This window comes from Bradyrhizobium sp. 155, from assembly GCF_023101105.1.
Lineage (GTDB): Bacteria > Pseudomonadota > Alphaproteobacteria > Rhizobiales > Xanthobacteraceae > Bradyrhizobium > Bradyrhizobium canariense_D.
Window position 1 is genome coordinate 6873534 of sequence record NZ_CP064704.1, and the last position, 18740, is coordinate 6892273.

13 protein-coding genes and 1 pseudogene are annotated in these 18740 nt (G+C 64.9%); 4 read left to right on the forward strand and 10 right to left on the reverse strand.

Going from position 1 to position 18740, the window contains the following annotated elements:
• The first annotated feature begins 402 nt into the window (after nt 1-402).
• A complete protein-coding gene (locus tag IVA93_RS32915) occupies nt 403-1410 on the forward strand; it encodes a DUF3592 domain-containing protein (RefSeq protein WP_088930619.1) in 1008 nt (335 codons plus the stop codon).
• 6 nt (nt 1411-1416) lie between these two features.
• Here the strand turns inward: IVA93_RS32915 and IVA93_RS32920 are convergent, their stop codons facing one another.
• A complete protein-coding gene (locus IVA93_RS32920) occupies nt 1417-2046 on the reverse strand; it encodes a glutathione S-transferase family protein (protein ID WP_018454705.1) in 630 nt (209 codons plus the stop codon).
• 157 nt (nt 2047-2203) lie between these two features.
• On the opposite strand from IVA93_RS32920, the pseudogene IVA93_RS32925 reads away from it, so the two are divergent.
• Together IVA93_RS32925 and IVA93_RS32930 are read left to right on the forward strand one after the other, a co-directional pair.
• Nucleotides 2204-3147, forward strand: a pseudogene (locus tag IVA93_RS32925) (threonine ammonia-lyase).
• A 54-nt stretch (nt 3148-3201) separates the two neighbouring features.
• The gene (locus IVA93_RS32930) at nt 3202-3780 is read left to right on the forward strand and encodes a hypothetical protein (protein ID WP_018454706.1); all 579 of its coding nucleotides are present in this window, start codon (nt 3202-3204) and stop codon (nt 3778-3780) included.
• Between the two features lie 151 nt (nt 3781-3931).
• Here IVA93_RS32930 and IVA93_RS32935 read toward each other — a convergent pair whose 3' ends face one another.
• The 9 genes from IVA93_RS32935 to IVA93_RS32975 all read right to left on the reverse strand — a co-directional run bounded on the left by IVA93_RS32935 (nt 3932) and on the right by IVA93_RS32975 (nt 17710).
• Nucleotides 3932-4525 carry a GNAT family N-acetyltransferase gene (locus IVA93_RS32935; RefSeq protein ID WP_018454707.1) on the reverse strand — a complete coding sequence of 198 codons (594 nt, stop codon included), beginning with the start codon at nt 4523-4525 and terminating at the stop codon, nt 3932-3934.
• Between the two features lie 94 nt (nt 4526-4619).
• Nucleotides 4620-7067, reverse strand: coding sequence for a penicillin acylase family protein (locus IVA93_RS32940; protein WP_018454708.1), 2448 nt, complete (start codon nt 7065-7067; stop codon nt 4620-4622).
• Between the two features lie 46 nt (nt 7068-7113).
• On the reverse strand, nt 7114-8616 hold the full coding sequence (gene glpK, locus IVA93_RS32945) for a glycerol kinase GlpK (protein ID WP_247789472.1): 1503 nt from the start codon (nt 8614-8616) through the stop codon (nt 7114-7116).
• A 356-nt stretch (nt 8617-8972) separates the two neighbouring features.
• Nucleotides 8973-9746, reverse strand: coding sequence for an SDR family NAD(P)-dependent oxidoreductase (locus IVA93_RS32950; RefSeq protein WP_085351716.1), 774 nt, complete (start codon nt 9744-9746; stop codon nt 8973-8975).
• Between the two features lie 150 nt (nt 9747-9896).
• Nucleotides 9897-11039, reverse strand: a complete 1143-nt coding sequence (gene pimD / locus IVA93_RS32955) for a pimeloyl-CoA dehydrogenase small subunit (RefSeq protein WP_018454711.1) — start codon at nt 11037-11039, stop codon at nt 9897-9899.
• Nucleotides 11040-11171: 132 nt separating this feature from the next.
• Nucleotides 11172-12362, reverse strand: a complete 1191-nt coding sequence (pimC, locus tag IVA93_RS32960) for a pimeloyl-CoA dehydrogenase large subunit (protein WP_018454712.1) — start codon at nt 12360-12362, stop codon at nt 11172-11174.
• Nucleotides 12363-12517: 155 nt separating this feature from the next.
• Nucleotides 12518-13705, reverse strand: a complete 1188-nt coding sequence (locus tag IVA93_RS32965; RefSeq protein WP_247294166.1) for an acetyl-CoA C-acyltransferase — start codon at nt 13703-13705, stop codon at nt 12518-12520.
• On the reverse strand, nt 13702-15396 hold the full coding sequence (gene pimA / locus IVA93_RS32970; RefSeq protein ID WP_018454714.1) for a dicarboxylate--CoA ligase PimA: 1695 nt from the start codon (nt 15394-15396) through the stop codon (nt 13702-13704). Before pimA ends, IVA93_RS32965 begins: the two co-directional genes overlap by 4 nt.
• Nucleotides 15397-15613: 217 nt before the next feature.
• Complete coding sequence (locus IVA93_RS32975) at nt 15614-17710, reverse strand: 3-hydroxyacyl-CoA dehydrogenase NAD-binding domain-containing protein (protein ID WP_247294167.1); 2097 nt, start codon at nt 17708-17710, stop codon at nt 15614-15616.
• Nucleotides 17711-17837: 127 nt separating this feature from the next.
• Between IVA93_RS32975 and IVA93_RS32980 the strand changes: the two genes are divergently transcribed.
• Nucleotides 17838-18704: an IclR family transcriptional regulator gene (locus tag IVA93_RS32980; protein WP_018458483.1), complete on the forward strand. Its 867-nt coding sequence runs from the start codon at nt 17838-17840 to the stop codon at nt 18702-18704.
• The last annotated feature ends 36 nt before the right edge of the window (nt 18705-18740 follow it).

Below are 18740 nucleotides of genomic sequence, written 5' to 3' on the forward strand. Positions count from 1 at the left end.
CATGGGGTTGAAAAAGCTCGATAATTTTTGCGGTGTCACCGAATAATTTTTCGATATTACCGAAATTGCTTGCGGCGTCGGGCAAAACACCTGTAACATTCCATCATCGCCGACCGTGCCCGTTTGATACTCCCTCGCCAGTCGCCATCACGGCGCGTGCCACACGTTCGCTGTCGTCCTGGCGAAAGCCATCCATACCGGGTGATCCATTGGTGGCCATCGCAGGCAATACCGAACGACCAATCTTCGCCAAATGACCCGCTGGGGCAATGGGTCGTGGCTTTCGCCAGGACGACATTGGTGAAGCAATGCCTGGCATGTGCTGGGGCAACGCACAGCATCGAACGCAAAGCGCGTTTGCCGCGACCAATGGCGGTCGTCGCCGAAGCGCAGGGGAATCGGATGCTGAACGCCCAACAATTGATGTGGACACAGATTGCCGCCGGCATCGCCGTGCTGCTGTTTGGATTGACGCTGTTCAATCTGATCCGCATGCGGGGCCGGATGGTGGCGGCGCGGAGCTGGGACAAGGTGGAGGGCATCATCACGGTCTCCCGGGTCGACCAGCCGACGGCGCATTCCTCGGACGATCGGAACGACGCCAAGCCCATCATCCGCTATCGATATCAGGCCGGCGGCCAGGAGCTGGAAGGCGACAAGATCTTTGTCGGCGGCACCGTCATCACGACGAGGGTCCTGGCCGCAAAACTGACCGGACGCTATCCGGTCGGCGCCCATGTCGAGGTCCATGTCGATCCGAAGCAACCGACAGAGGCGCTGCTGGAGCCTGCCGCCGCGCAGAACGTCGCGGCCCTGGTGGCGTTCACAATGGTGTTCGGCGTCATCGCCGCCACCCTGACCGCGCATTCGTTCGCGGGCCACGTGCTCTACGCCGACAAGGGCGTCCCGCTGTTCGCGTTCGCGGTGCCGATCATCGTGCTCGTGGGCGGGGTGTTCCTCGCCGCCGATTATGTCCGGACGCGCCGGCTGGCGAGCGCCAGCCTGCGCTGGCCGACCGCGTCGGGCAGGGTCACCCATTGCGACGTGATCGAGGAAATCATCGAAGAGAAGACCGAGCACGACAATCGACCGACGACTTCAAAGCTCGTCCACCGCTATCAGATCGACCTGCGCTACGCCTACAGGGTCGGCAAGCGCGACTTCATCGGCACCGAAGTCGATTGGAACGGCACCATGATCTCCGGCCTGCGCGAGGTCGCCGAAGAGGCCGCGGCGAAATATCGGCCTGGGAAGAGCGTCCAGGTCTATTACGATCCGGACCAGCCCGGACAAGCCGTGCTGGAGCCTGCAAGCCGGGGAGGCGCGCTGGGGCCGCTGATCGGTGCCGCGGTCTGCGCGGTTGTCGGCGGCCTCTTCCTGACGATCCTGATCAAGGTCGGGTTCGCATAGCGGCGATCACCCCTTCGGCGGTGCCAGGGGCTGCACAATCTCCTTGAACGGCGCCAGCGCCTCGCACGCGTCGGCATGCGCCGACAGCGCCGGATAGCGCGATGGCTCGAACAACTGCGGATGGGCCTCGCGGGTGAAGCGGACGACGCAGGCGACCACAATATCGGCGTGGCCGATGCGCTCGCCCAGCCAGTACGGCGTGGTCACCTTGGCGCGCTCGGCCTCCAGCGCTTTCAGCACGTCCGCGATCTGCGCCTGGCAGCGCTCGACCCATAGCGTAAGCTGCTCCTTCCGCAGCACGCGTTCGTAGAGCAGGCTCACGGCCTTGTCGCCGAGGCCGGACGCGAGCGCGCAGATGCGCAAGTGATGCCGGCGCTCGGCGCCGGAGCGCGGCAGCATCGCCTTCTCCGGCCCGGCGAGCTCGTCGAGATAATCGAGGATGAACGTGCTCTCGATCAGCGCCTCGCCGTTGTCGAGCACCAGCGTCGGCACGCGGCGCAGCGGATTATAGGGCGCGATCTTGTCGGCGTCGCCGAAGGTCGACCACGGCCTGTGCTCGAAGGCGAGGCCGTAAAGCCGCAGCGCAATCGCGACGCGGCGGACGAAGGGGGAATCATATTGGCCGATCAGGAACATGGTTTTGCGCTCTTCTCTGGCTTTTGGACGAGGCAGGGCCGATCAGTTTCCACGGCAAGGCCGCAGTGGCGCAAGCAAAATCATGGAAGTGGAGCATTGCGCTGCATGCAACGGCGCCGCGACAGCGGCTGCCGGATGCGTTATCAAGGACGGCATCATGACAGCAACAATGGACATCAATCGGGAGCGGATCGCGGCGACCGAGGCCGTCATCCGTCCGCACATACGGCGCACGCCGCTCGTTGAGGCCGATCTCGCCGATTTTGGCCTGCCGGCTTCTCCCGTCACGTTCAAGCTCGAGATGCTGCAGCATTCCGGATCGTTCAAGGCGCGGGGTGCCTTCGCCAATCTGCTGTTGCGCCGGCTGCCGGAAGCCGGTGTCGTCGCCGCATCGGGCGGCAATCACGGCGCGGCGGTGGCGTATGCGGCGCAGCGGCTCGGCATCCCGGCCACGATTTTCGTGCCCGACATCACCTCGCCGGCCAAAGCCGAGCGTATCAGAGGCTATGGCGCGAAACTCGTGATTGCGGGCAGCCGCTATGCCGACGCGCTCGCCGCAAGCGAAACCCATGTCGCGCAGACCGGCGCCATGGCGGTGCATGCCTACGACCAGGTCGAGACCTTGCTCGGTCAGGGCAGTGTCGGAATGGAGCTGGAGCAGGATGCACCGGGCATTGACACGGTGCTGGTTGCAGTCGGCGGCGGCGGCCTGATCGGTGGCATGGCAGCCTGGAGCGCCGGCAGGACGCGCATCGTGGCGGTCGAGCCCGAGCAATCGCCGACGCTTCACGCCGCCTTCGCGGCAGGCGCGCCGATCGATGCGCCGGCGGGCGGCATCGCCGCCGATAGTCTCGCCCCGCGACGTGTCGGACAATTGATGTTTCCGATTGCGCGGGCCCATGTCGAGCGGGTCGTCCTGGTCGCCGACGACGCGATGAGGCGCAGTCGGCCTTGTGGTCGAGCCTGCGCCTGGTGGCCGAGCCCGGCGGCGCCGCCGCATTTGCCGCCTTGCTCTCCGGTCGCTATCGCCCCTCACCCGGCGAGCGGGTCGCGGTGCTGCTTTGCGGTGCAAACACCACGGCGGTGAATTTCAACAGCTAGCGAGCTTCGCATGATCGGGTATCGCGGACTCATCGCCGCACGGAGCAGAGCGATTTGACTGCTGACCAGCCTCCCTCACTCACTCTCCTAGGCGCCTACTCCTTCAGCGCTGATAATGCTGCCTATGCCCGTTTCATCCGGGAATTGATCGACTCACACGATCCCCCCAATTTCAGCGAAGAGGTGAACGCTCTGCTGCGGAAAGCCGGCAGGGGCGATGAAATAGTGCCTCTGACTGGTGAGGACCGGCGGAAATTGGAAGACAATCTACGAGGTTACATGGATGACGCTGTAATTCTCGAGGTGCTCGTGGCGAATCCGGACGCGCGGTTCAATCCTCATGATTTTACCCAAATCGATCCGTCCAACCCGGAAGGCCACGCAGAGATGGCGTGGAACGAAACGTTCCTGACCGCGGATGGCGAGACGGTGATCGAGACCGACTACAAGCAAAGACTGCCCGCGGCGAAACAGTATCGCGTGGTGTTCGTCATCCATCGTTGGGAGCCTAGCCTCCCACTGCTCTCCAGCTACGGAGAGCTGTATGCTCCGCCCGTGCAGCCATTGACCGAGCGATTACGGCGTCTCGCTCCCTATGATCTTCCGGAACCGAGTGTTGGCGTGATCCGGTGATCCCGCCACGCGTAGCCCCAATGAAACGCGACGACAGCGCCACACTCCGTCATTGCGAGCGCAGCGAAGCAACCAGTATCTCCCACGGAACCAGACTGGATTGCTTCGTCGCAAGGGCTCCTCGCAATGACGGCGGAGAGGCAGCTGCTACCTATTCGATGATCGGCACATGCTTTGCCGCGGACCGCGGCGCCGTGCCATCGAGCCGCGGGTCGTCGGCGATCTCGATCTGGCGGCGGAACGGACGGAAGCCCGAGCGCTGGTAGAATGCGACGGCGGACGGATGGTCGAACGTGCAGGTGTGCACCCAGACGCGGGACAGGTCGCGTGACCATGCGAGCTCAAGCGCGCGGTTCATCATAAAGCGGGCGGCACCGCTGCCGATCAGTTTTGCGGTGACACCGAAATACACCAGCTCGCATTGGCCGGCCTCGCGAAAGTCCAGCTCCAGCAGGCCCTCATCGTGGCCGTCCACGACAAGCGCATATACCTCGACGCCCGGTGCATGGATGATTGCGGCGAGCTCGCCGTCGTTCATGCGCGCCCGCGAAAACCACAGCCACTCCTCGCCGACGCGGCGATGGAGGTCGCGATACCAATGAAGCGCGGGAGTATCGACCTTGCGCAGGGTCCATGCGCCAAGAGGATTGTCACGCAGCGGCGGACGCGCTGTCATCTCGAGATGCGTGACGACGGCAGCGATCTTGCTGGCGGGAATGTCGGAATAGCCGTCGGGGAGGATCATGGGATGCGTCCCTTAGAAGCTGAACGCCGGCAACACATTCCGGGTCGTCCTGGCGAAAGCCTGGACGACGGCGGGATTTCTGGATACGCCTCATTCACCGCGGCGTCAGCGTGATCGCCTCCGCCGTTGCAGCCTCGACCGCGGCGCGGCTGTAGAGCAGCGGCACATACTGGCCGGTCGCCCAGAGCGGCGCGAGGTCGCGATAATGGCCGCTGAAGGGATCGCCCGACTGGCCCGGTGTGTTGATGGTGCGGCTCGCATCCCAATTGCCGACGTCGAGCACCATGCGGAACGATGCGCCAGCGAACAGCTGATAATCGGTGCGGCGATAGGTGGCCGCGCGCGGCACGTTGGCGGCGCCGCCGTAGGCCAGCGGACCGACCGAGAGCTGAGCGGCCGTCGCCTTGTCGGCCAGCGGCATCAGAGCATGGTCGAATTTTGCGACGTGCAGGCGGCCCCAGCGCCAGGTTGAGGAATCGGCCCCGAGCTTGGCTGTGACATCGGCCACCGCGGCGCCGAGGCTGTCGCGCAGGATCTGGTCGCGCGCGGTGGCGGGATCGGAGCCAAACGACGCGTCCGGAGATTCCAGAAAGGCGACAAGCGCCGAAATGCTGGACGCCTCCGGCGCGATCAGGTCGGCAGCCTTGGGCGCCGTGGTCTTCAGCAGTACCGGTCCAAGATGATTGGAGATCCAGACCTCGAACACCGCAGCAGCGGCATTGTCGGCGGCATCACGGGCGTCCCAAGGCTTGAGCAGTTCGAGGCCCTTCTTCACGTTGGCATCGTCCGAAGTGAGCGGCTGCAACAGCTTGACCAGCCGCCGGCCCAGCATCGTGGTGTCGTCGTTCTGCAGATCCATGGCATCGGCCAGCGTCACCTTGCTGTTGGCCTTCAGGACCTCGGTGATGCGCTGCCAGCGCGCACTGTCCGCCCATTCGAAGCCGACCTTGCGCTCGCTGACGGGATAATCCGCCGGCAGGTTCATCTGGTTGGCGGTGGCGAGAAAGCCCTGCTTGGGCTGATAGGTCTTGGGCAGTTCGTCGAGCGAGAGAAAACCCTGCCATTCGTAGCGGCCGTCGCCGGGCACCGGCATCAGGCCATCATAGTTGGCGCGCCGCGGCGTCTTGCCGGCGGCGACCCAGCCGATATTGCCCTTGGTGTCCGCATAGACCTGATTCTCCGACGGCGCGCCCCAGCGCCGCATGGCGCCGAGGAATCCGTTCCAGTCCTTCGCGGTCATGTAGTCGGAGGAGCCGAAATAGGCCGAGGTGCCGGGCTCGAACCAGATCGAGCGGACGGCGAAGGCCCGCTTGTTGGCGTCGTCGACGTAGATCACCGGACCATGCCGGGTGAATTTCAGCTCGAGATCGCGATCGCTCTCGCCTTTCACCTGCTCTTTCTCGTGGACGATGCGCATGTCCTCCCAGCCAGCGCCATAGCGGTACTGGTTGGGATTCTGCGGATTGAGCTCGTAGATGTAGAGGTCTTCCTGGTCGACGTTGAAGATGGTGAGACCGAAGGCGATGGTGCCGTTGTGGCCGATGGAGATGCCGGGCAGCGCGGGCTCGCCCGCGCCGATCACGGAGAGGCCGGGCGCATTGAGGCCGACGATGTAGCGCAGCGAGGGCACGCTGTGCTCGCGATGCGGATCGTTGGCGAGGATCGGACGCCCAGTCGCGGTCCGTGACGCCGCGATCACCCAATTGTTGGAGCCGATGGTGTCGCGTTGCAGGTCGGCCTCGGTGAGGTACTTGTCGGGATCGTGCGCGAGTGCGGCCTGGCGATCTTTCGGCGCGGCAAAGGCGACCGGGCGCGTCGCCAGATCGTAGGGCGCCAGCACCGCCTTCGGCACGCTGCAGGGATCGAGACCATCTGGAATTTTCGTCGTCCACGCCGGCTCGAGCTTGACGCGAAACCGATCGGCATCGAGGCCTGCCGCGCAGGCGACCAAGGAGCGCTTGACCTCGGAGGCGACATTGCGCGTCAGGCCGTGGCTGCGGATGCGGACGATGTCATCCGCCGTCCACGCATCCGGCATCGTGCCGGCGATCCTGAACTCGATCGGCAGCGGGCGCTTGCCCGCGCGCACATCGGCGACGTAGGCGTTGACCCCGGCGACGAATGCCTCCGCATAGGTCTTCCCCTTGGGGCCGTAAGCCGCCCATTCCGCATTCATATCGCCGCGATAAAGAAAGAGACGCAGCGCCTTGTCCTGTTCGGCATAGGCCGGGCCGAAATCCTTGGCCAGCAGACCAAGCCCTCGCTTGCGCCAAAGATCGATCTGCCAGAGCCGGTCGCGCGCGGCGTTAAAGCCTTGCAGGAAGAACAGGTCGTGCTCATTGCCGGCATAGATGTGGGGGATACCCCAGACATCGACCAGAATCTGCGCGGGAGCATCGAGACCGGCGACGTCGGTCTTGACCTGCCGCGCGCTGCCGAGCGGGTCCGGCTTCTCACGCGCGAGGGAGGTCGAGGTGAGCAGCGCGGCGCAGATCGCGGCGCCGCAGAGCTTTTGGACGACCCGGTTGAAATCCGTGTTCATTGTCGTTTCTCCCGTTTGTTGTTGTTGGGCGCGTCGTGCGCGCCCGTTATTCGCCCTCGTCGCTCGCGAGCACGCCCTTCACCGCCCTCGTCCATCCCGCAAGCTTCCGCTCGCGCGTCGCCTGGCTCATGTTGGGCTTGAAGCGGTGCTCCAGCCGCCAGTTATCGGCGAATTTGGTCGGCTCGGGATAGACGCCGGCCTCGAGGCCGGCAAGATAGGCGGCGCCAAGTGCCGTCGTCTCCTGGATCACGGGGCGATCGACCGGCGCATCGAGCAGGTCGGCGAGGCGCTGCATGGTCCAGTCGGATGCGGTCATGCCGCCATCGACGCGGAGCACGACGCTTGCCACCTCCGAGCTCGGCCAGTCGGCGCGCATTGCGGCCCAGAGATCAAAGGTCTGGTAGCAGACGCTTTCCAGGGCGGCGTGGGCAAGCTCGGCCGGGCCGGTGTTGCGGGTGAGGCCGAACAGGGCGCCGCGCACGCGCGGATTCCAGTACGGCGCGCCCATGCCGACGAAGGCCGGGACGAGATAGACGCTCTGCATGGAGTCCGACTGATCGGCGAGAGGTCCGGTCTCGGCGGCATGCTTGATGATGCCGAGGCCGTCGCGCAGCCACTGCACTGCCGAACCTGCGACGAAGATCGAGCCTTCGAGCGCATAGGTGCGCTTGCCCCCGAGCTGGTAGGCGATGGTGGTGAGCAGCTTGTTCTTCGAGGCCACGGGCGTGGTGCCGGTGTTGAGCAGGGCGAAGCAGCCGGTGCCGTAAGTCGATTTCATCATCCCCGGACGGAAGCAGGCCTGGCCGATGGTCGCGGCCTGCTGGTCGCCGGCGATGCCGCAGATCGCAATGGCGCCGCCGAACAAATCCAGCGTGCTCTCGCCGAAACGGGCGGAGGAATCCTTCACCTCGGGCAGCATCGAGCGCGGCACGCCGATGATCTCCAAGAGCTCGTCGTCCCACTGGCCGGTGTGGATGTTGAACAGCAGCGTGCGCGAGGCGTTGGTGGCGTCGGTGGCGTGGACCTTGCCGCCGGTGAGACGCCAAAGCAGATAGCAATCGACGGTGCCGAACATCAATTCGCCGCGCGCGGCGCGCGCCCGTGCGCCGGGGACGTGGTCGAGAATCCAGGCGACCTTGGTGCCGGAGAAATAGGGGTCGATGATCAGGCCGGTCTTCTGCGAGATCACGGGCTCGCGGCCGTCGGCTTTCAGCTTGGCGCAGATGTCGGCGGTGCGGCGGTCCTGCCAGACGATGGCGCGGTGCACGGCCTGCCCGGTGGCGCGGTCCCACACCACGGTGGTCTCGCGCTGGTTGGTGATGCCGATCGCGGCGATGTCCTTTGCGCCGATGCCGGCCTGCGCGATCGCGTCGCGGCAGACCGTCACGGTCGAGGTCCAGATGTCCTCGGGCTCGTGCTCGACCCAACCCGAGGCAGGGAAATGCTGCGGAAACTCGGCCTGCGCCTTCGCCGCAATGGAAATGTCGCCGCGAAACACGATCGCGCGCGAGGAGGTGGTGCCCTGGTCGATGGCGAGGACGAAAGACATGGAAGCAAACCTTGGGGTTTCTTTGGCGTTTTCCCGGCGTTGTCCGGTGAGGGGCTATTGTGTTTCGCCAAAGGGAGCGGATTAGGGCGGGAAGGTCAAGACGGCTGTCCTCCCACCCTCCCCTGGAGGGCAGGGTGGGCTCGCATGCAGCGAAGCGGAACGCGAACCGGGGCGGGGTGACAGACTATCCGCGAACTTGATGAGCAGCAGCCGTCTCGTCGACGCAAGCGATACCGCCTTTGCGGCTTCACCCCACCCCGCCTCGCGTTGCGCTCTGGGCAACACGAAGCGACCCTCCCCCTCTAGCGGAGGAAAAGTGAAGCGCGCCCGGCGTACAATTGCAAGTAGAGCAGAAGTTACGGCGCCGCCGTGGTCACGCCGCCGTCGATGACGATCGTTTGTCCCGTCATGAAGCTCGACGCGTCGGAGGCGAGGTAGGCCACTGCGCCTGCGATTTCGTCGGGTTCGCCGATACGGCGGAGCGGCGTGGTGGCCGTGCGGCGTTTCAGATTCGCTTCGTCTTCCCACAGCGCGCGGGCGAAGTCGGTCTTGACGAGGCCGGGCGCGATGCAGTTGACGCGGACGCCTTTCGGGCCCCATTCGCCGGCGAGCGAACGACACAGCGCGAAGTCGGCGGCTTTCGAGATGCCGTAGGCGCCGATCACGGTCGAACCGCGCAAGCCCCCGATCGAGGAGATGATGACGACTGAGCCGTTGCCGCGGTCGGCCATCTGCGGGATCGCAAGCGCGGAGAGCCAGATGTTGCTCTTGACGTTGCTGCCCATGATCTTGTCGAAGGCCTCGTCGGTGATGTCGAGCAGCGGGCCGTAATACGGGTTGACCGCGGCGTTGCAGACGAGGATGTCGATCTTGCCGTAATGCTTGATCGTGCCCGCGATCAGCGCCTCGACCTCCTGCTTGCGCGCGATGTTGCAGGGGATGACGGTGGCCTCGCCGCCGGCCGCCTTGATGCCGTCGGCGACTGCCTTGCAGGCATCGGCCTTGCGCGAGGAGACCACCACTTTGGCGCCGAGCTTTGCGAGCAGCTCGGCGGAGGAGCGGCCGATGCCGCGGCTGGAGCCGGTGACCACGGCGACCTTGCCGGTGAGATCGAACGGGGTGTTCTTCATTGTTGTTGGGCTCCGTTGAGGCCACTTGTTCAGACGTCATCGCCCGGCTTACCCGGGCGATCCAGTATTCCAGAGACGGCGCGGCTAGAACCGAGAAGCCGCAGCGTACTGGATCCCCCGCCTGCGCGGGGGATGACAGCGACCTTGTAGCTAGATCAACCCGCCACCGTCCGCCACGCGGCGCTGGTGGTAGTCGGTGTCGCCGAACGAGTTCTCGATCATGGTCAGGCGCTTGAAGTAATGGCCGATCTTCGCCTCCATGGTCATGCCGATGCCGCCGTGGAGCTGGATCGCCTGCTGTCCCACGAACTTCAGCGACTTGCCGATCTGCACCTTGGCCGCGGCAATAGCGTTGCTGCGCTCCTTGGCGTCCTGGAAATCGCCCGCCATGGTCGCGAACATCGACATCGATCGCGCCTGCTCGGTGGCGACGAACATGTCAGAGGCGCGGTGCTGCAGCGACTGGAACGAGCCGATCGGCACCCCGAACTGCTTGCGCGTCTTGATGTACTCGACCGTGGTCTTGAGCGATTCGTCCATCAGGCCGACCGCTTCGGCGCAGAGCGCGATGCGAGCTTCGTCGACCACACGCTCGATCAGCGTGAGCGAATCGTCGGGATTGCCGAGCACGGCATCGGCACCGATTTCGACGCCGGTGAAGGTGATGTCGGCGGCGTGCAGGCCGTCCTGGGTCGGGTACGACTTCTTGGCGACGCCCTTGGCGTCGGCCGGCACCAGGAACACGCCGATGCCGCTCTTGTCGCGGCGCTCGCCCCTAGTGCGCGCGGTCACGATGAGGGTATCTGCATTCTCGCCGTTGAGCACGACGAACTTCTCGCCGTCGATGACCCAACCGTCGCCCTTCTTCTTCGCCGTCGTGGTGACGTCGAAGAGATCGTAGCGCGAGTTCTTCTCGAGCTGGGCAAAGGCGAGCGTCTTGCTGCCGTCTACGATGCCGGGCACATGCGCGGCCTTCTGCGCATCGCTGCCCGCATGGCGCAGGAAGCCGCCGCCGATCACGACGGTTGCGAGGTAAGGCTCGAGCACCAGTGCCTTGCCGAGCGCCTCCATCACGATCATGGTCTCGACGCCGCCGCCGCCGAAGCCGCCATCGGCCTCCGCGAAGGGCAGACCGAGCAGGCCCTGCTCGGCGAGCTTGCCCCAGACCGCTTTGCTCCAGCCGCCCTTCTCCTTCATGTACTTCTTGCGGCTCTCGAAATCGTAGGAATCGGTCAAGAGGCCGTCGATGCTTTCCTTGAGAAGCCGCTGCTCCTCGTTCAGATCAAAATCCATGTTCTTTGCTCTCCGGTATCGATTTCGTCATGCCCGGCCTTATGCCGGGCATCCACGTTCTTTCGTGGCGCTAGGCGTGGATGGCCGGGTCAGGCCCGGCCGTGACGGTGAGTGCGTGTTGATGGTGTACGATCAAAGCCCCAGCACCGCCTTGGCGATGATGTTGCGCTGGATCTCGTTGGAGCCGCCGTAGATCGAGACCTTGCGGTTGTTGAAATAGCTCGGCGCGATCTGGGCGGTCCAGTCCATGGCTTCGTTCGAGCCGTCGTCGCCGTGCACGTCATAGGGTGCCGCGAACGGGCCGATCACCTCCATCAGCAGCTCGGTGGTGGTCTGCTGGATCTCGGAGCCCTTGATCTTCAGCACCGAGGAAGCCGGATTGGGCTTGCCTTTGCCGTGCTTGCCTTCGTCGGCGACGACGCGGAGCTGGGTGAGTTCGAGCGCCTTGAGCTCGATCTCGCAGGCCGCGAGCTTGTCGCGGAAGGCCGCGTCCTGAATGATCGGCTTGCCGCCGGATTCGACCTTGGAGGCGAGATCGCGGATGCGGCGGAGCCGCTCCTTGGAGACGCCGACCCGCGCGATGCCGGTGCGCTCATTGCCGAGCAGGAATTTCGCGTAATCCCAGCCCTTGTTCTCCTCGCCGATCAGGTTCTCGATGGGCACTTCGACGTCGTCGAAGAACACCTCGTTGACCTCGGCGCCGCCGTCGATGGTCTGGATCGGGCGCACCGTGACGCCCTTCGACTTCATCGAGAACACGATGAAGGAGATGCCCATCTGCTTCTTGGCGGACGGGTCGGTGCGGCAGAGGCAGAAGATCATGTCGGCGTGCTGGGCGAGCGTGGTCCAGGTCTTCTGGCCGTTGATGATCCACTTGTCGCCCTTGCGCTCGGCCTTCGTCTTCAGCGAGGCGAGGTCGGAGCCGGAGCCGGGCTCGGAGAAGCCCTGGCACCACCAGTCGTCGACATTGGCGATGCGCGGCAGATACTGCTTCTTCTGCTCTTCATTGCCGAAGGTGTAGATGACGGGACCCACCATGCTGACGCCGAAGGCGAGCGGCTGCGGCGCCGGATAGGACTGCAGCTCCTCGTTGAAGATATAGTGCTGCACGGAGGTCCAGCCGGTGCCGCCATATTGCTTGGGCCAGTGGCTGACGCCCCAGCCCTTCTTGTTGAGGATGCGCCACCACGTCACCATCTCGTCCTTCGAGAGGTGGCGGCCCTCGACCAGCTTGCGCCGCGTATCCGGCGGCACGTTGTCGCGGAAGAATGACCGCACTTCCTCGCGAAACGCCTGCTCTTCTTTCGTGAATGCGAGATCCATCGGATCCTCCTGTGAATGTGTCGTCCCGGCGAAGGCCGGGACCCATAACCACCGGCCTTCGTTGGTTTGCGAAGGCCATTGTTGTTCGCGTGCCACACTCCTGCTGCGGAGTATGGGTCCCGGCTTTCGCCGGGACGACGGTTACTGGACGACGGCTACTGCAACACCTCGAAAAGCCCCGCCGCGCCCATGCCGCCGCCGACGCACATGGTGACGACCGCGTACTTCGCCTTGCGGCGGCGGCCTTCAATCAGAGCGTGGCCGGTGAGGCGCGCGCCCGACATGCCGTAGGGATGGCCCACCGCGATCGCGCCGCCGTCGACATTGATCTTGTCGGGGTCGATGCCGAGCTTGTCGCGGCAATACAGCACCTGCACCGCGAAAGCTTCGTTCAGCTCCCACAGGCCGATGTCGTCGACGGTCAGGCCATGACGCTTGAGCAGGCGCGGCACGGCGAATACCGGGCCGATGCCCATCTCGTCCGGCTCGCAGCCGGCGGAGACGAAGCCGCGGAAGATGCCGAGCGGGTTCAGCCCGCGCTTTGCCGCTTCCTTGTCGCTCATGATCACGCTCGCGCTGGCGCCGTCCGAAAGCTGGCTGGCATTGCCGGCGGTGACCGAAAATCCCTCGCCACGGACGGCCTTGAGGCCGGCGAGGCCTTCTGCGGTGGTCTCGGGGCGCGGGCCCTCGTCCTGCGACAGCGTGACGTCCTTGAACGAGACTGCACCGGTGGCCTTGTCGGTCACCGCCATCCTGGTGGTGATCGGCGCGAGCTCATCCTTGAACTTTCCGCCCTGCTGCGCCGCGGCGGTGCGGCGCTGGCTCTCCAGCGAATATTCGTCCTGCTTTTCGCGCGAGATGCCGTAGCGCTTGGCGACGATCTCGGCGGTGTCGATCATGGGCATGTAGACCTCGCCCTTGATCTCGAGCAGCGCCGGGTCCTGCGCGTGGAAGCCGTTCATCTTGTCGTTCTGCACCAGCGAGATGGACTCGCCGCCACCGCCGACCGCGATCTCGACACCGTCGAAGATCACCGAACGCGCGGCGAGCGCGATCGCCTGCAGGCCCGAGGCGCATTGCCGGTCGATAGTGGTGCCGGCGACGGTGACGGGGAGACCGGCACGGAGCAGCGCCTTGCGCGCGATGTTGCCGCCGGTCGCGCCCTGCTGGAGTGCTGCGCCCATCACGACGTCCTCGACCTCCTTGGGGTCGATCTTGGCGCGCGCGACGGCCTCGCCGATGGCGTGGCCGAGCAGCGTTGCGCCCTCGGTGGCGTTGAGCGCGCCGCGATAGGCCTTCCCGATCGGGGTGCGGGCGGTGGAAACGATGACGGCGTCGGTCAAGCGCGATCTCCTGATGCAAGTCGGGTGGCAAGTTGGGCGGATTGTGACGGTTTCTGCCGCTGGCGCAATTCGTGGCGCGACAGCTTTCCGACCGGCGTGCGCGGCAGATCGTGGACGAATTCGACCTCCGCCGGCAATTCGTGCTTGCCGAGCTTGCCGGCGAGCTGAGCGCGCAGCTCGTCGAGCGAGAACGGCTTTGCATCCGTCTTCAGCTTGATGAAGGCTTTGGCGGCCTCGCCGCGGTACTGGTCGGGAATACCGAGCACGATCACCTCGTGCACGCCTGGTATGGTATAGATCGCCTGCTCGATCATCTGCGGATAGACGTTGAAGCCGCCAGAGATGATCATGTCCTTCTTGCGGTCGACCAGGAAGAAATAGCCGTCGGTATCGACATAGCCGATGTCGCCGGTGAGGAAGCGGCCGTCGACGAAGGCCTCCGCGGATCCTTCGGGCTTATTCCAGTAGCCTTTGGTGACGTTCGGGCCCTTGATGCGAATCTCGCCGACTTCGCCCGGCGGCAGCACCTTCGAGGGATCGTCCAGGGAAACGACGTCGAGCTCGATGCCGGGCAGCATCAGGCCGATCGAGCCGGGCTTATCGGGACCTGTAGGCGGATGGCCGGTGCCGGGCGAGCAGGTCTCGGTCATGCCCCAGCCGCTGCGGAGCTTCTTGCCGACTTTGCGCTCGAAGAAACTCGCGATCTCCACCGGCAGCGGCGCGCCCCCGGAGCCGATCGTCGCCAGCGAGGAGAAATCGCGCTTGTCGAGATCGGGAAGGGCTGCGATCGCGATCCACATCGTCGGCACGCCGGGAAAGTAGGTTGCGCGCTTGATTTCGATGTCGCGCATCACCGCTTCGACGTCAAAACGCTGATGCAGCGAGATCAGATTGCCGCGCCTGAGCGAGGACAGCAGCACGACGGTGAGCGCATAGATGTGGAACAGCGGCAGCACGCAGATCACGCGCTCGACGACGTCGCCACGCGTCGCGCGCGACGGCTTGCCCCAGACGTCGTAGATCGACACGGCCGAGGTGAGATTGCCGTGGGTCAGCATCGCGCCTTTGGGCAAGCCGGTGGTGCCACCGGTATATTGCAGCAGCGCGACATCGTCGGCGCTCACTTGCGGCCACTCTGCCGGCGCGGTGGCGCCCTCGACAAAGGCCTTGAAGGTGACGATGCGGGGATCGCTGGGGATCGCAGCCTGCGGCGTGCCGACCTTACCCCAATTATCGTCCTCGCAGACCACCAGGCGGTCGATCAGGCCCTTCTCCAGGAATTTCAGCGCGGTCGGCAGCAACGCCGCCAGGTTAGAGGTGACGAGCAGGCGCGAACCGGAATCGGAGACCTTGTGCGTCAGCGCGATCTCGCCGTCGAGCGGTGAGAGATGCGCGACGCGGGCGCCGGCCTTCAGCGCGCCGAAGAAATTGACGGGATGGTCCGGCGTATTGCCGAGGAACAGCGCGACCGAACTGTTCTTGCCGTAGCCGGCGCGCAGGAAGGCGGCGGCTGCGCGCTCAGCCATCGCGGCGAGTTCGCTGTAGGTAATCGGATGGTCGCGGAATTCCAGCGCGGTGCGCGGGCCGTACTCGGCGGCGGCTTTTGCCAGCAGATCAGGCAGCGTGCCCTGGACGATGGTGTCGTCCCAGCGCACGCCCTCGGGATAAAACTGTTCGCCGGGATGGGTCATTAGGGGTCGTTACTCTGCAAGGCGGCCGCGACGATACCGTGTGAGGTGGGCACAAGCGGACCGGCTCCCTTCCCCCTTGTGGGGAAAGGTTGGGGAAGGAGGTGGCCACAAACGCCGGCGCCCGGGCCTGCCCCCGTCCCTGACCCTCCCCCACAACGGGGGAGGGAACGGAGAGAGCGTTGCCCGGGACGAGACATCACAGCCACCGCCAATCCAATCACGCCGCTTTCGAGCCCGCCGCGAGCGAGGCGAAGGTCTTGCCTTCGGCCGCGAGCTTCTTCAGCAGCGGCGCGGGCTCGAGGCTCGGATCGTTGGTCTCCTTGGCGTAGAAGGAGAGCCGATCGGCGATGTGCTTGAGGCCGACGGTGTCGGCCCAGAACATCGGGCCGCCGCGGTAGATCGGCCAGCCATAGCCATAGAGCCAGACCACGTCGATATCGGACGGGCGCGCGGCAATGCCCTCTTCCAGGATCTTCGCGCCCTCGTTGATCATCGGGTACATCATGCGCTCGAGGATCTCATCGTCGCTGACGACGCGCTTCTTGCGGCCCAAACGAAGCAGCGTCTCGTCGATCAGCTTCTCGACTTCGGGATCGGGCAGCGCCGAACGGGAGCCGGCTTCGTATTTGTAATAGCCCTTGCCGGTCTTCTGGCCGAAGCGTCCGGCTTCGCAGAGCGCATCCGCGATCTCCGACTTGATGCCGCGGTCCTTGCGCGAGCGCCAGCCGATGTCGAGGCCGGCGAGGTCACCCATCGCGAACGGCCCCATCGGCATGCCGAACTTCGTCACGACGGCGTCGACCTGCTGCGGAAGCGCGCCTTCGAACAGCAGTTTCTCGGACTGCTTGCCGCGCTGGGCCAGCATGCGGTTGCCGACAAAGCCGTCGCAGACGCCGACCACGGCCGGCACTTTTGCGATTTTGCGCGCGATCGAGACCGCCGTCACAAGGGCATCCGGCGCGGTCTTGTCGGCGCGCACGATCTCGCACAATTTCATGACGTTGGCGGGAGAGAAGAAGTGCATGCCGAGCACGTCCTGCGGACGCTTGGTCGACTTCGCGATCTCGTCGATGTTCAGGTAGGAGGTGTTGGAGGCGAGCACGGCGCCCGGCTTGACGTACTGGTCGAGCTTGCCGAACACTTCCTTTTTCACTGCCATGGTCTCGAACACGGCTTCGATGACGAGGTCGGCGTCGCCGACGTTCTCGATGCCCACGACGCCGTTGATCAGCGCCATGCGCTTCGCGGGCGCATCCGCCGGGATGCCGCCCCGTGCCGCGGTCGCTTCCCAGTTCTTCTGCATGATGCCCATGCCGCGCTTGAGCTGCTCCTCGCCTGTCTCGATCAGGGTGACGGGAATGCCGGCATTGGCAAAGGACATCGCGATGCCACCGCCCATCGTGCCGGCGCCGAGGATGGCGACGCGGTTCACGGGCCGCGGCTTGGTCCCTTCAGGAACGCCGGCGATCTTGCTGGCCTCGCGCTCCGCGAAGAAGGCATAACGCTGCGCCTTGGACTGATCGCTGGCGACGAGCTTCAGGAAGCCCTCGCGCTCCTTCTTCAGACCTTCGTCGAACGGCAGGTCGATGGCGTAGCCGACGGCGTCGGCCGCCGCGAACGGCGCTTCCAGGCCGCGCGACTTCTTGGTCATGGCGGCGACCGCATTGGTGAAGATCGAGCGGTCGGCCTTGGCCGCCGCGATCTTGGAGTCGTCGTCACGCAGGCGGCGCAGCGGACGCTTTTCAGCCAGCAGCTTTCGTACGAAGGCTTCGCCACCGGCGGCCGGACCCTCGACGATCTCCTCGATCAGACCGTTCTTCAGCGCTTCCGCCGCTCCGATCGGATCACCGCCGACGATCATCTTGACCGCGAGCTCCGGTCCAACCGCGCGCGGCAGGCGCTGGGTGCCGCCGGCGCCCGGCAGCAGGCCGAGCTTCACCTCGGGGAGGCCGAGCTTGGCTTCCTTCACCGCGACGCGGAAATGACAGGCGAGCGCGACCTCGAGGCCACCGCCGAGCGCGGTGCCGTGGATCGCGGCCACGACCGGCTTCGGTGAATTCTCGATCTCGGAAAGCACGTCGTTAAGGGCGGGCGGCTTCGGCGGCTTGCCGAATTCGGTGATGTCGGCGCCCGCGATGAAGGTGCGGCCGGCACAGGTCAGCACGATGCCCTTGATGGCGGGATCGGCGACCGCGGCCTTGATGCACTCCAGAATTCCGCCACGAACCGCGGCGCTCAGCGCGTTGACCGGAGGGCTGTCGACCGTGACGATCCCGACTTCGTCATGACGCTCAAGCTTGACCACTTCGCTCACGGTGTCCCTCCTTGGTGGGGTAACTTTGTTCAATTTCGCACTGCAGAATTTAATTCCGCATCTTGACGGCAGGGTTATTTTGAAGCACGTGGCTTGTCAACGACTCCGCGCAAGAAGCAGATCAGGGATGAAGCGTACAGGAAAGAAGACAGCGACCGATCGGAATTTCGTCGTCGCGCTTTCCCGCGGACTTGACGTATTGCGCGCATTCCAGCCCAGCGACGGACTTCTTGGCAATCAGGAAATCGCGGCCCGCACCAATTTGCCCAAGCCGACCGTTTCGCGGCTGACCTATACCTTGACCAAGCTCGGCTATCTGACGCCGGTTCCCCGCTTCGAGAAATATCAGCTTGCGCCGGCCGCGATGGCGCTCGGCTACGCCGCGTTGTCCAATCTCGGCGTTCGGCATTTGTCCGAGCCGTTTCGCGAGGAAATGATGCGTGCGACCGGCGGCGCCGTCGCCATCGGCGGCCGCGACCGGCACAGCATGATCTATTTCGGACAGAGCCGTGGCAGCGAGACGGTTGGCGTTCAACTGGACGTCGGCTCCCGCGTGCCGATTGCAACCAGCGCGATGGGCCGCGCCTATTTCTGGGCACTCGACGAAGACAATCGCGCTGAACTGTCTCGTGTCTTGCGCGAACATTACGGCAGCCGCTGGCCCAAGATGCGCGACGGGTTGGAACGCTCCGGCGAGACGGTCGCGAAATATGGATTTGCGATTTCGGTCGGCGACTGGCACGACGACATCGGCGCCGCCGGCGTCGCGCTCAGACTCAACGACGGAACCGGTCCTTACGCATTCAATTGCGGCGCGCCCGCATTCCGCTTCACGGAAGAGCGTTTGATCAACGACATTGGACCGCGTCTGCTTGCGATGGTAAGGAACATCGAAGCGGCACTCGGGGGTCTGATGCCGCATTCCAAAAAAGACGTCAGCAAAAAGCTGAAATCAGGAGGGAAAGTTGCGCGTGTGGCCGAGGGGATCAGATAGCCTTTGTCATCATCGGGAGCGGTTCACATCGCCCCT